Annotated in this window: 13 protein-coding genes; all 13 read left to right on the plus strand. The window is 31.8% G+C overall.

The window, feature by feature from the left end; all coding sequences use genetic code 11:
* Nucleotides 1-11: 11 nt before the first annotated feature.
* The 13 genes from nusA to pgsA all read left to right on the plus strand — a co-directional run bounded on the left by nusA (nucleotide 12) and on the right by pgsA (nucleotide 14,185).
* On the plus strand, nucleotides 12-1,247 hold the full coding sequence (gene nusA, locus M9426_RS00205; RefSeq protein WP_250342075.1) for a transcription termination factor NusA: 1,236 nt from the start codon (nucleotides 12-14) through the stop codon (nucleotides 1,245-1,247).
* A 25-nt stretch (nucleotides 1,248-1,272) separates the two neighbouring features.
* On the plus strand, nucleotides 1,273-1,536 hold the full coding sequence (rnpM, locus tag M9426_RS00210; protein WP_148466005.1) for an RNase P modulator RnpM: 264 nt from the start codon (nucleotides 1,273-1,275) through the stop codon (nucleotides 1,534-1,536).
* Nucleotides 1,537-1,560: 24 nt separating this feature from the next.
* Nucleotides 1,561-3,810 (plus strand): translation initiation factor IF-2, encoded by a 2,250-nt coding sequence (infB, locus tag M9426_RS00215; protein WP_250342076.1) that lies wholly within the window; start codon nucleotides 1,561-1,563, stop codon nucleotides 3,808-3,810.
* Nucleotides 3,810-4,163, plus strand: a complete 354-nt coding sequence (gene rbfA, locus M9426_RS00220) for a 30S ribosome-binding factor RbfA (protein ID WP_250342077.1) — start codon at nucleotides 3,810-3,812, stop codon at nucleotides 4,161-4,163. The genes infB and rbfA overlap by 1 nt, the downstream gene beginning before the upstream one ends.
* Entirely contained in the window at nucleotides 4,156-5,130 is a 975-nt protein-coding gene (locus tag M9426_RS00225) for a DHH family phosphoesterase (protein ID WP_250342078.1), read from the plus strand. Before rbfA ends, M9426_RS00225 begins: the two co-directional genes overlap by 8 nt.
* A complete protein-coding gene (gene truB, locus M9426_RS00230) occupies nucleotides 5,130-6,017 on the plus strand; it encodes a tRNA pseudouridine(55) synthase TruB (RefSeq protein ID WP_250342079.1) in 888 nt (295 codons plus the stop codon). The genes M9426_RS00225 and truB overlap by 1 nt, the downstream gene beginning before the upstream one ends.
* Nucleotides 6,014-6,922: a bifunctional riboflavin kinase/FAD synthetase gene (locus M9426_RS00235; protein WP_250342080.1), complete on the plus strand. Its 909-nt coding sequence runs from the start codon at nucleotides 6,014-6,016 to the stop codon at nucleotides 6,920-6,922. Before truB ends, M9426_RS00235 begins: the two co-directional genes overlap by 4 nt.
* 114 nt (nucleotides 6,923-7,036) lie before the next feature.
* Complete coding sequence (rpsO, locus tag M9426_RS00240) at nucleotides 7,037-7,303, plus strand: 30S ribosomal protein S15 (RefSeq protein ID WP_005956416.1); 267 nt, start codon at nucleotides 7,037-7,039, stop codon at nucleotides 7,301-7,303.
* Between the two features lie 43 nt (nucleotides 7,304-7,346).
* Nucleotides 7,347-9,458 carry a polyribonucleotide nucleotidyltransferase gene (locus tag M9426_RS00245; protein WP_250342081.1) on the plus strand — a complete coding sequence of 704 codons (2,112 nt, stop codon included), beginning with the start codon at nucleotides 7,347-7,349 and terminating at the stop codon, nucleotides 9,456-9,458.
* Between the two features lie 57 nt (nucleotides 9,459-9,515).
* Nucleotides 9,516-9,947 carry a dUTP diphosphatase gene (gene dut / locus M9426_RS00250; RefSeq protein ID WP_195444361.1) on the plus strand — a complete coding sequence of 144 codons (432 nt, stop codon included), beginning with the start codon at nucleotides 9,516-9,518 and terminating at the stop codon, nucleotides 9,945-9,947.
* A gap of 38 nt (nucleotides 9,948-9,985) precedes the next feature.
* A complete protein-coding gene (locus tag M9426_RS00255; protein ID WP_250342082.1) occupies nucleotides 9,986-12,346 on the plus strand; it encodes an FtsK/SpoIIIE family DNA translocase in 2,361 nt (786 codons plus the stop codon).
* Entirely contained in the window at nucleotides 12,339-13,655 is a 1,317-nt protein-coding gene (gene rimO, locus M9426_RS00260; protein ID WP_250342083.1) for a 30S ribosomal protein S12 methylthiotransferase RimO, read from the plus strand. The genes M9426_RS00255 and rimO overlap by 8 nt, the downstream gene beginning before the upstream one ends.
* Entirely contained in the window at nucleotides 13,652-14,185 is a 534-nt protein-coding gene (pgsA, locus tag M9426_RS00265; RefSeq protein ID WP_060800242.1) for a CDP-diacylglycerol--glycerol-3-phosphate 3-phosphatidyltransferase, read from the plus strand. Before rimO ends, pgsA begins: the two co-directional genes overlap by 4 nt.

The raw sequence follows: 14,185 nt of genomic DNA on the forward strand, positions 1-14,185 counted from the left end.
TGGAGGAATAAATGAATCAAGAGTTTATAGACGCTTTGAGTGAAATCGAAAAAGAAAAAGGAATTTCTAAAGAAATCGTCTTTGAAGCTTTGGAATCAGCTTTAGTTTCTAGTTATAGAAAAAACTACGGCACATCAGAAAATGTTATTGTAAACATGGATAGAGAAACTGGTGAAATAAAACTATTTGCTTCTAAAGATATTGTAGAAAAAGTTGAGGATCCTCAACTTGAAATATCCCTTGATGAAGCAAAAAAGATTAATCCAAACTATGAAATTGGGGATGTATATAACCAAGAAATTCATCCTAAAAATTTTGGTAGAATTGCTGCCCAAACAGCTAAACAAGTTGTAATTCAAAGAATCAAAGATGCAGAAAGAGATATTGTATTTGATGAGTACGTTGAAAGAGAAAAGGAAATTATAACAGGACTTGTTCAAAGAAAGTCTTACAACAATGTTTACGTGGATTTAGGATCTACTGAAGCAATACTTCCTTACAGTGAGCAAATTAGCGGTGAATCTTATAATCATGGAGATAGATATAAGATGTTAATCTTATCAGTAGAAAAATCTACTAAAGGTCCGCAGATTGTTCTTTCAAGATCTCACCCAGATTTAATAAAAAGACTTTTTGAATTAGAAATCCCAGAAGTTAGTGAAGGAATAGTAGAAATCTACTCTATTTCAAGAGAAGCTGGTTCAAGAACAAAAATAGCTGTATTTTCTAGAGACCCTGAAGTTGATCCACTTGGAGCTTGTGTTGGTTATAAGGGACAAAGAGTAAATGCTATTGTTGATGAAATTGACAATGAAAAAATAGATATTGTTATTTATGAAAAAGAAATTGATAAATTCATTGCAAATTCTTTGAGTCCTTCCAAGGTAGAGAAGGTATTTGTTAACGAAGCAGAAAAATCAGCACTTGCTATAGTTCCTGATTATCAACTTTCACTTGCTATTGGTAAGGAAGGTCAAAATGTTAGACTAGCAGCAAAATTAACAGGATGGAAGATAGATATTAAGTCAAATCTTCAATTTGAAGAGTATCTTGATGAAAGAAATATAACAGAAGAAGACTTAATTGAAGAATGTGAAAATGCAGTTAAAGAGAATGTCGAAGATGTATCTGAGGATCTTAATAATCCTGAAGAACAAGATATAAAAGAAAACGACGTAGAAGATGAAGTTTCTAGCAATTTAGAAAACGCTGATGAAGAATCTTCTGTTGAAGAAACTGAAATATAAAATTCTTAATTTAACGGAGTAAATAATGACTAAAATTAGGAAGATACCTATGCGTACTTGTATAGGTTGTAGAGAACAAAAAGCAAAAAAAGATTTAATCAGAGTTGTAAAAAACAAAGAAGATGAAATCTTTATTGATAAAACTGGAAAGGCAAATGGAAGAGGAGCTTATTTATGTAATGACAAAAGTTGTTTGGAGAAAGCGATAAAGTCAAAAGCTTTAAATAGGGCATTTACAACAGAAATTAGTGAGGAAGTTTATGAAAAACTAATTGATTCTGTAGATTAAGCTTCTTTTTAGGAGGTGTTCAATTTGTCAAAAATTAGAGTACATGCGTTGGCAAAAGAAATTGGTATTACTAGTAAAGAATTATTATTAAAATTAAATGAACTTGAAATATCAGTAAAAAACCACATGTCAACATTAGACAGTGCTGAAGAAGAAAAAGTAAGAAAATTATACAAAAAGAGTTCTTCTAAGAATGAATCTCCTGTAAAGAATGAAAATTCTAATAAAAAGAGAGATAAAAGCAAAAAAAACAATCCTAATAAGGAAAAACAAAGCGAAAAAAAATTAGATAATAAAACAAGTAAGAAAGAAAATAAAGACATAAATTCTCAAAAAGAAAAGGATGTTGAAAAGACTCCTAATAATAAAAAGAATAAGAAGAATAAGTCTAAGCATAAAGATAATAAAGATGATAAAGATGATAAAAACAACTCCTTTAAAAAAGATTTAACTAAGAAAAAACCGAAGAAAAAAGTTAAATCAAGACATAGAGTTGAAGAGGAAGATAAGGGAGATGATTCTATAATAGTGATTGCACCTATTACAGTAAAAGATTTTGCTAATCAGTTAGGAGTATCTGTTTCAACAGTTATAACAAAGCTAATTGGTCTTGGAGTTATGGCAAATCAAAACCAAAGTATTGATGAAGATACTTGTATATTACTAGCTGATGAACTAGGAATAGAAATTGAAATAGAAGCGCCAAATCTTGACCAATCTGTTGAAGAAGAATACGGTCTTTTAAAAGAAGATAAGGAGAGAGACCTTAAACCAAGACCACCTGTTGTAACAGTTATGGGCCACGTTGACCATGGTAAAACTTCTTTACTTGATTCAATTAAGAAAACACATGTTACTCAATCAGAAGCTGGCGGAATTACTCAACATATAGGAGCATACACTGTTAATCTTTCAGGAAAGAAAATAACTTTCCTTGATACTCCTGGTCACGAAGCCTTCACTTCTATGAGATTAAGAGGAGCTCAAACTACTGATATAGCTATACTTGTTGTAGCAGCAGATGATGGTGTTATGCCTCAAACTCTTGAAGCAATTTCTCACGCAAGATCTGCAGATGTTCCAATAATTGTAGCAATTACAAAGATTGATAAGCCTGAAGGAAATCCTGAAAGAGTTAAGCAAGAATTGATGAACGAAAACCTTGTTCCTGAAGAATGGGGAGGAGATACTATTGTTGTTGGTGTTTCTTCTAAATCTGGAGAAGGTATTGATGACTTGCTTGAAATGATTCTTTTAGTCGCTGAAATGAAAGAACTTAAAGCAAACCCTAATAGACGTGCTGTAGGCACTATTATCGAGGCAAATCTTGATAAGGCTAAGGGACCTATGGCAACTATCCTTATTAAAAACGGTACTTTAAGATTCGGTGACGCAGTAGTATCAGGTACTTGCTCAGGAAGAATTAGGGCAATGGAAGATGACAAGGGTAAAAGAGTTAAAAAAGCAGGTCCTTCTATGCCAGTTGTAATTTTAGGACTTAATGATGTTCCTAATGCAGGGGATACAATATATGCAGTAAATGATGATAAGACTGCAAAGACTATTGCTGACAAGAATAAAGAAATTTCTAGGGAAAAGAGACTAAGCCAAACAACTAAGATTAGTCTTGACAACTTATTTGAAAAAATCTCTGAAGAGGATGTAAAGGAACTAAACATCGTTGTTAAGGGTGACGTAAAGGGTTCTGTTGAGGCACTTAACCAATCACTATTAAAACTTTCCACTGAAGAAGTTAAGATTTCTGTAATTCACTCTGGAGTTGGTGGAATTAATGAATCTGACGTAACATTAGCTTCTGCATCTAATGCAATTGTAATAGGATTTAACGTTAGACCTAATATCAATGCTATAGAACTTGCAAAAACAGAAGATGTTGAAATAAGAACTTATAGAGTTATCTATGAAATTATAAATGATATTGAACAAGCCGCTAAGGGTATGCTTGATCCAGACATTGTTGAAGAAATACTTGGTAGATGTGAAATTAGACAAACATTCAAACTACCTAACAATCAAATGGTTGCAGGGGTTTATGTGCTAAGTGGTAAAATCTTAAGAAATTCTAAGGTTAAAGTCCTAAGAGATGATGTTGTTATTCATGAAGGTGACATTGCTTCACTTAAGAGATTTAAAGATGATGCCAAAGAACTTGCAACAGGTTTTGAAGGTGGACTAGTAATTGATGGATTTAATGATATAAAAGAGGGCGACCTTCTTGAATCATATATCATGAAGGAAGTTGAGAGATCATAATGAATAATAAAAGAATTAATAGAATCTCTGAAGAAGTAAGAAAAACTATTTCTAATATTGTTCAAAACGAATTAAAAGATCCTAGAATACCTTCTATTACAAGTATCTCCCATGTTGAGGTTACTAACGACCTGTCCTTTGCAAAGGTCTATGTATCTGTTTTAGGAGACGATTATGATAGGGACGAAGCAGTTGAAGGTCTTAATTCTGCTAAGGGTTTTATAAAAAAAGAATTGGCTAATAGAGTTAAACTTAGGGCAATGCCGGAATTAATTTTCATTAAAGATGACTCTATTGAAAAAGCTATGGAACTAGACAAACTTATAGAAGAGGTAAATCGCAAAAATGATTAATTTAAAGGAAGTATCCTCTGAATTAAAAAATTTGATAGATAGTAGTCAAACTATTGCAGTTGCATCCCATTTGAATCCAGATGGTGATAATTTAGGATCAGCAACTGCAATGATTGGCATGCTTAATAAGCTTGGTAAAAAACCAATTTTTGTTCTGGATGATCTCATACCATCTTCTTTTAAATTTTTATCAAATCTATCCTTTGCAAAAAATCCTGATAATATTGATACAACTTTTGATTTATTTATTGCTCTTGATTCATCAGATGAAGATAGGATGGGAGATAGGGTAAAAGAAATCTTTAATAAATCAAAGAAAACTGTTAATATTGACCATCACTTTAGCAATAAAAATTATGCTGATTTGAATATTGTTGACGAAAAATCTCCAGCAACTTGTGAAATACTAGCTAGGATTTTTAAAAGTCTTGGACTTAGTTTAAATAGGGAAATAGCAACTTCATTATTCACTGGTCTTTCAACTGATACAGGATCATTTAAATATAGCTCTGTCACATCACAAACTTTTGAAATCGCTTCAGATTTATTTAAATATAATATTGATATTAATGAAGTTACACAAAATGTTTATCAAAGTAGGTCTAGACAAAAAACTGACCTTTTAATTAGAGCTATGAACTCAATAGAATACTTTGATGAAGATAGAATAGCAGTAGTTCTTGTAACTAAAGATGATATGGAAAATACAAAAGCTGCAAACTCAGATGCTGATGGAATTGTTGAATTTGTAAGAGACATTGATTCAGTTGAGCTGGCTGTTCTTCTAAAAGAAAAAGATGATTGTATAAGATTATCTCTTAGGTCAAAATCTTATGTAGACTGCACAAAAATAGCTTCACAATTTAATGGTGGTGGTCATATTAGGGCTTCAGGTGGGACAATTAACCACACTGACCTTATGAAAGCTAAAAAAGATTTAATAAAAGTGGCTGAAGAAGAATTATGATGGACGGTCTATTAATATTTGACAAAGAACAGGGAATCACTTCTCACGACTTAGTATATAAAGTTAGACGTAAGTTAGGTATAAAAAAAGTAGGACACACTGGCACTCTTGATCCAATGGCAACAGGTGTCCTAGTTATATCTATTGGTAAGGCTACAAAGACTAGTGAATATATTATTTCCAGTGACAAGGAATATGAAGCTAGAATAAAACTTGGAGTTCTTACAGATTCTTACGACATTACTGGTGAAATTTTAAAAGAAGAAAAGGTAACTTTTACGCAAGATGAAATCATTAATTCACTTAAACATTTCACGGGAAAAATGACTCAAAAGCCACCAATATATTCTGCTTTAAAAGTAAAGGGTAAGAAACTTTATGAATATGCCAGAGAGGGTAAAGAAGTTGAAATCAAGAAAAGAAATATCGAATTCTATGAGAATGAACTCTTAGAATTCAATGGAAGTGATGAATTTCTCATTAGAGTTAAAGTATCTAAGGGTACCTATATTAGATCTCTTGCTAATGATATTGGCGAATTCCTTGGAACTTATGGCACACTAACTGAACTAAGAAGAACGAGGACTGGGGATTTTAAAATCGAAGATTCTATAAAAACCTCTTCCTTTCAAGAAATGTCTCTGGATGAAATAAAAGAAAAAATCTTACCTATGGATATGGCTTTAAGTAATTTTAAAAAGATTGAAATAGATAAAAGTTTTTGCAAAGAATTCCTCAATGGGCAATTTTATAAAGTTAAGGATAGTTTAGAAGACGAAGATTATAGAGTATACTGCGATAATTTATTTTTGGGTATTGGTGAAATTAGATACATTGATAATGAAGCCTATCTAAAAATGAAGAAGAAATTAATAGGTGATTTATGAAAATAATTGAAATTGACTTAAATTATATAGCAGATGAGGATTCAGTTATCGCCCTTGGAAATTTTGACGGAGTCCACAAGGGACATATGGAGTTAATAAATAGGGCAGTTAAAAATGCAAAAAAATTAAATATTAAATCAAGTTTATTACTTTTTAATGAGCATACTGATAATCTATTCAAAGTTGGAAAAAAAGATATTATAACAACTAACCAAACAAAATTTGAAATTATTGAAGGTTTAGGAGTAGACATTATATATCTTATAAACTTTACAAGAGAGTTTATGTCCTACACTCCAATAATGTTTTTAAAAGATTTTCTAGCTGATAATTTAAAAATAAAAGGTATTGTTGTGGGCTATGACTATACCTATGGCTATAAAAAATCTGGAGATGTTGACTTTTTAAATAAAAATAAATTTTTATTTAAAAGTGTAGATGTTATAGATCAAATTTCTTCCCATGGAGTGAAAATTTCATCAACTCTTATAAGAAGCTTAATTGAAGAAGGTAAACTAAAAGAAGCAAATGAACTTCTATCAAGACCCTATAAATTAATTGGAGAAATTATTCACGCCAAAGGCTTAGGGAAAAAAATGGGCTATCCTACTGCTAACTTAAAACTAATAGATAATTTTGTAATACCTAAATTTGGTGTTTATGACACAGATATTATTATCAACGGGGAGAGGTTTAGAGCCTCAACCAACATTGGCACAAACCCTACAGTTGAGCATGATGGAATAAAAATAGAAGCTCATATACTAGATTTTAATAGAGATATTTATGGCGAGATTGTAGAACTTGAACTTTTAGATTTTGTAAGACCAGAATTAAAGTTTGATTCAATAGAAGAACTATTCGAACAAATTGCTAAAGATGTTTTAGTTACAAGGAATAGATGACTTTACAAGTAAGTTATTATATGTTAAGATATACAAGGTTAAATAGCTATTCGCAGTTGGTCGCTCCTCGACGCCTACTTCGATTAGCTTTATCAAAAAATTTAGGAGGAAAATATGTTAGAAACAAACATCAAACAAATTATTATTGACGAATTTAAAACTCACGAAGGTGACACAGGATCACCAGAAGTACAAATTGCTATTCTTACTAGAAGAATTAACGATTTAAACGAACACTTAAGAATTCACAAAAAAGACCACCACTCAAGAAGAGGACTTCTTAAAATGGTAGGTAAGAGAAGAAATTTATTAAGATATTTAAAAAATAGTGATATAGAAAGATATCGTACACTTATTAAAAAACTACAAATAAGAGGATAATAGGAGCGGTAATCCCGCTCTTTCTTATTAGAAGGAGGAAATAATGGAAAAAACTTATACTATGGATCTTGCAGGTTCTCAGTTAAAAGTAACAATTGGAAAAGTTGCTGAGCAGGCAAATGGCGCTTGTTTAGTACAATATGGAGATACTGTTGTGCTTGTTACAGCAACATCATCTTCTAAGCCAAGAGAGGGAATCGACTTTTTTCCTCTAAGTGTAGATTATGAAGAAAAAATGTACGCTGTTGGTAAAATCCCTGGCGGATTTATCAAGAGAGAAGGAAGACCTAGTGAAAAAGCTACTCTTTCAGCTAGACTAATTGATAGACCACTAAGACCGCTTTTCCCAGAAGGTTATAGAAATGATGTACACATAGTAGCAACTGTTTTAAGTGTTGACCAAGATCATTCACCAGAAATTGTTGCCATGATAGGTTCTTCTATTGCTCTTTCTATTTCTGATATTCCTTTTGATGGACCTACAGGTTCAGTTGAAGTTGGATACATTGACGGAAAATATATAATTAATCCAAATGAAGAACAAAGAAATAATTCTAGAATAAATTTATCTCTTGCTGGTACAAAGACTGCCATTATGATGGTAGAGGCAGGTGCCCAAGAAGTAAGCGAAGCAGAAATGCTTGAAGCTATACTAGAAGGTCATGAAGTTATTAAAGAAATTTGTGACTTTGCAGATGAGATTGCTGAGGAAATTGGCAAAGATAAAGCTGAATACGAAGTATTTAAAGCTGACGAAGAAATTGTAGCTAAAGTAAAAGAATTTGGTCAAGATTTACTTGTTAATGCTATTAGAGAAAAAGATAAAGTAGTTAGGGAAGCAAACACTGAGAAAGCTAAGGAAGCTATCAAAGAACACTTTGAAGACCTTATGGAAGAACACGCAAAGGATATTTCAGCTGCAATTGATGAAATTGAAGTTGATGAAATCAGACGTGGCATTATTGAAGAAGAAAGAAGACCAGATGATAGGAAGCTAACTGAGATAAGACATCTTTCTTCAGAAGTTGGCGTTCTACCAAGAACTCACGGTTCAGGTTTATTTACAAGAGGTCAAACTCAAGTACTTTCAATAGCAACTCTTGGAGCGATCTCTGAAGAGCAAGTTATCGATGGACTAGGAGACGACAAACCTAAGAGGTATATCCACCACTATAACTTCCCAGGATTCTGTGTTGGGGATACAAAACCATCAAGATCTCCTGGTAGACGTGAAATAGGTCACGGTGCCCTTGCTGAAAGAGCTTTAATTCCAGTTATTCCAGATTCTGAAGAATTCCCATATACAATTAGGGTCGTTTCTGAAGTTTTATCATCTAATGGATCTTCATCTCAAGCATCTATTTGTGGATCTACACTTGCTCTTATGGACGCAGGTGTTCCTATTAAAGCACCAGTAGCTGGTATAGCTATGGGACTTATTGAAGAAGATGGAGTTATTAAAATACTAACTGATATTCAAGGCTTAGAAGATCACTTTGGAGATATGGACTTTAAGGTAGCAGGTACTAGAAAAGGTATCACAGCTATTCAAATGGATATTAAAGTTGAAGGTATAAAAAAAGAAATTCTTGAAACTGCTCTTGAAAGAGCAAAGGATGCTAGATTTGAAATCCTAGATCATATTGCAACAACTATTGAAAAACCAAGAGAAGAACTTTCTAAATATGCTCCAATAATTCATATGATTACTATTGATCCTGAAAGAATTGGTGAAGTAATCGGTGCTGGTGGAAAAATAATAAATAAAATTATTGAACAAACTGGTGTAAAAATCGATATTGATGACGATGGTAAGATTTCTATATTATCTGATAACGATGAAAAAGCTAAAGAAGCAATTGCAATAATTGAAGACATAGTTAAAGAAATCGAAGTTGGAGAAGTTTACCTTGGTAAGGTTAAAAAGATTGTTAAGTTTGGTGCTTTTGTAGAGCTTAAAAAGGGGACAGAAGGCCTTCTTCATATCTCTGAAATTGCTCATGAAAGAACAAACAATGTTGAAGATGTATTAAAAGTTGGCGATTCAATAGAAGTTAAGGTAATTGATATAGCTAAAGATACAGGAAAGATTTCATTATCAAGAAAAGCTTTAATTGAAAGAGAAGATAGTCCAAAGAACGAAGAAAATAAATAAGAAAAATTTTAGTCGCATTAGAATTTATTTTAATGCGATTTTTTTAAAGGAGAAATTATGAAATTAAAAGTTATTAATAAGAGTAAACACCCTCTACCAAAATATGAAACTGAAGGTTCATCTGGAATGGATTTAAGAGCAAACTTAGATGAAAATTTAATTTTAAAACCTCTTGACAGGGTACTTGTTCCTACAGGCCTTTACTTTGAATTTGAAAAAGGCTATGAGGCACAAGTAAGAGCAAGGTCTGGATTAGCCTTAAAAAAAGGTTTAGGACTTCCTAACGGTATAGGTACAATTGACTCAGACTACAGAGGTGAGTTAAAAGTTATTTTAATAAATATGAGTAGGGAAGACGTAGTAATTGAAGATGGTGACAGGATTGCCCAAGTTGTATTTATGAAAATTGAAACTCCTGAATTAATTGAAGTAGAAGAGATTAGTGATACAGAAAGAAGTGACGGAGGCTTCGGTCACACTGGTCTTTAAGAGCACAAATTGTTATAATATTAATGAGGTGCTAGCTCTTGAAAAGAAAAATTAAAACAAATAAAAAACCTACAAATAAAAAAAATAATACAAAAGTTAACAGAAAAAAAAGAAATTCAGAAATAGGTAGTGGCCAAGAAATAATGGGACTATTTTTAATAGTTATTGGAATAGTCTTCTTTATCTGCCTTTACAGTCAGCGAATGGGTATTGTCGGATCATTAATATATAAATTGTTCTCAGTTTTATCTGGTTCTGCAAACTTTCTTATACCACTACTTTTAATTTTTTGGGGAATACTTTTTAATATTCAAGCGACAAAAATACATATGAGTCGCTATATAAGTTTTTCTTTAGTAATTCTTTTATGCATACTGGTTTTCTTAGACGGATCTAAGGAAATGGATATGACTTTAATCGAAAGAATAATAAAATCAACTGAGTATATGGATATCACTAGAAGCGGTGGGATTATCGGCGCAATCTTTGGATTCTTTTCTTATAAACTTTTAGGTTCACTTGGTACTTATATAATCTTAAGCTTAGTAATAATTGCTTCAATATATTTCATGATAAGGCCTAATATAGAGCATATAATTATGGTTTTTGAAGATTTGGGTGAATATTTTGAAGACAAAAAACTAGCTCGTGAAGAAAAAAGATCCGAGAAAAAATTGAAGCTTGAAGAAAAAGAAAAGAAAAAAGAATTAAAAGAAAGCAAGAAGAAAGAAATTAAAAAAGTTGAAGAAAAAGAATTAGATAATAGTGAGGATTTGTCTGAAAGTTTAGTAATAAAAGATTATTCTGAAGATAGTATTCCAGAGAATAAGGATTTTGAGGATGTAGCCGATACTGATGATATTGAATTTACTAATGATGCTACTATCGAAACTCAAGATGATGAGGAAGAAGTTATCGATACTATAAAGGATGACATCGAACACAAAAAAGAAGAAGAGTTTATTTACACTTATCCAGACACAGCTCTTTTAGATAGGATTCCATCAAAGGGTAATTTTTCCAAAGACGAAGTTCTTGAAAAAGGCAAAATCATTGAAAATACTATGAAAAACTTTGGAATTGATTCTAAGGTTGTAGCTATAAATAGGGGACCAGTTATAACTTCTTATGAGCTAAAACCTGCTCCAGGGATAAAATTATCTAGAATTGTTGGCTTAAGTGACAATATAGCAATGGCACTAGCAAGTTCTGATTTACGTATTGAAGCTCCAATACCTGGTAAAACAGTAGTAGGTATTGAAGTTCCAAACAAAGATAAAGATTCTGTTGCACTTAAAGAATTAATTGAATCTCAAGAATTTAAAAATAGTAAGTCTGATATCCCTCTAACCCTAGGCAAAGATGTAGAAGGTAATATTTTAATTTCTGGAATGGAAGACATGCCACACCTTTTAATAGCTGGTGCAACTGGTTCAGGTAAATCAGTTTGTATTAATTCAATTATCACTAGCGTTATATATAAATCATCTCCTAAAGATGTTAAATTAATGCTAATAGATCCTAAGGTTGTTGAACTCAGCGTTTATAATGGAATACCACATCTTTTAATAGATGTAGTTACTAATCCTAAAAAAGCAGCCTTTGCTCTTAATTGGGCAGTGGATGAAATGGAAAAAAGATATGAAGCCTTTGCTGAAAATCATGTGAGAGACTTAAAAGGCTATAATAAAAAAATGATAGCAGAAGGAAAAGAAGATGAAAAGCTTCCAAAAATTTTAATAATAGTAGATGAGTTGGCTGACCTTATGATGGTTGCTTCCAAAGAAATCGAAGAATATATAGCAAGGCTTGCTCAGAAAGCAAGAGCTGCTGGTATGCACTTAATACTTGCAACTCAAAGACCTTCTGTTGACGTTATTACTGGAACTATTAAAGCCAATGTTCCATCTCGTATTGCCTTTGCAGTAGCATCTTCTGTAGACTCTAGAACCATACTTGATATGGGCGGTGCAGAAAAGTTGCTAGGAAAGGGAGATATGCTATTCTATCCAAGTAAGTATCCTAAGCCAAAGAGAATACAGGGTGCTTTTATTAGTGATGGGGAAGTAGAAAGATTAGTTGATTTTGTAAAAAGCAACAATGAAATTAAAAATACAGTTGAATCAAAAATAGAACAAGCAATAGAAGACAGAAAAGTAAAGATTGACAACGAAAAAGACCCTCTTTTCAAAGAAGCAGTTGAGCTTGTAGTTAATGATGAACAAGCTTCTATATCTTATATACAAAGAAAGCTAAAAGTTGGTTATTCAAGAGCAGGTCGAATTGTTGATCAAATGGAAGAAATGGGAATAATAGGCCCTCACGAAGGGTCAAAACCTCGTAAACTTTTAAAAACAAAGGAAGAATTGGATATGATTTTAGGTGAAGAAGATGAATAATGTTCACATTGTTACCCTTGGGTGTTCAAAAAATGATGTGGATTCTTCTATTATGTACTCACTATTAGATAAAAATAAATATCAAATGGTTAATGAACCAAGTCAAGCTGATATTTTAATTGTTAACACATGTGGTTTCATAGATGCTGCAAAGGAAGAATCCATTGATACAATACTTGAATCTGTAAAATATAAAAATGAAGGTAGATGTAAAAAAGTTCTATTATCTGGATGTCTTGCACAAAGATACCCAGAGGAACTTATCAAAGAAATACCCGAAATAGACGGCATAATTGGTACGGGAAATATTGATTATATAAACGAACTTTTAGATAGAAGCCTTGCTGGAGATTTATTTATCAAGACAGATAATTTAAATTCAGCCTATATTGAGGGAATTAGAAAAGAAGAAGTTAATACTACAGAATATGTTAAGATTTCTGAAGGTTGCAACAATAATTGCTCCTACTGTATAATCCCTTCACTACGTGGGAAAAATAGATCTAGAAAAATTGAAGATATTTATAGTGAAGTGGAATACCTGGTAAGTAAGGGCGCAAGAGAGATTATCCTAATTGCTCAAAATACTACTGACTATGGTATAGACTTATATTCTAAATATTCTTTAGCTAATTTAATAAATAAGATTTCTAAAATAGAAGATTTAAAGTGGATTAGAGTTTTATACCTATATCCAGATCATTTTACAGATGACTTAATTGAAGAGTTTAAAAATAATGATAAACTTGTAAATTATGTGGATATGCCACTTCAACACATATCAGACGATGTTCTTAAAAAAATGAATAGAAAGACAAGTAAAGAACATATTTTAAAAACTCTAAAAAATCTAAGAAAATCTGTACCTGACATTGTCATAAGAACGACTTTTATCGTTGGATTTCCTGGAGAGAGTGATGACGATTTTAATCAATTAGTTGATTTTATTGAAGATATAAAATTTGATAAACTAGGTGTTTTTGAATACTCTAAAGAAGAGGGGACAAGGGCAGCTTCATTAGATGAACAAATTCCCGATTCAATAAAAGAAGAAAGAAAAAACGAAATTATGGCAATTCAAAGTGAGATTTCTGCTGAAATCCTCTCAAAAAAAACAGGAAAAAGGCTAGAAACTTTAATTGAAGAAGAGGTTGATGAAGAAAACTACGTTGGTAGAACTTATATGGATTCTCCAGAAATCGATGGTGTTACTTATGTTCATTCAGCTAAAAATCTCGAAATCGGTAGCTTTGTCCAAGTAGATGTAGTTGATAGTTTAGATTACGACTTAGTAGGTGAAATTATATGAATACTCCAAATAAACTAACCTTAATGAGAACCCTAATGGTTCCTATATTTATCCTTTGTATGTATTTAGATTTTAATAATTCAAGGTTAATTGCGACAGCTATCTTCGCGGTTGCTTCTTTTACTGATTTTTTAGATGGCCATATAGCAAGAAGAGACAATCTTGTTACGAACTTTGGTAAATTTGCTGATCCCCTTGCGGATAAAATATTGGTGTGCTCTGCAATGATAATGTTAGTTAGTACTGGTGAAATGCCAGCATGGGCTGTAATTATAATTATTGCAAGAGAATTTACAATCACTGGGTTTAGAATAATAGCTGCATCTGAAAATATCACTATTGCTGCAAGTCCTTTAGGAAAATTTAAAACAGTAACGCAATTAATTTCAAATATTTTGCTTTTAACAGGTTTAGAAAGTCTTAAAGGTATTGGAATGATTATATTTTATTTAGCTGTAGTATTTACTATAATTTCTGGTGCTGATTACCTCATAAAAAACAAAAAAGTATTAGACTTAGAAAACATTTAA

Origin of the sequence: Peptoniphilus genitalis (assembly GCF_023614525.1) — a bacterium.
GTDB classification, from domain to species: Bacteria; Bacillota; Clostridia; order Tissierellales; family Peptoniphilaceae; genus Peptoniphilus_A; species Peptoniphilus_A genitalis.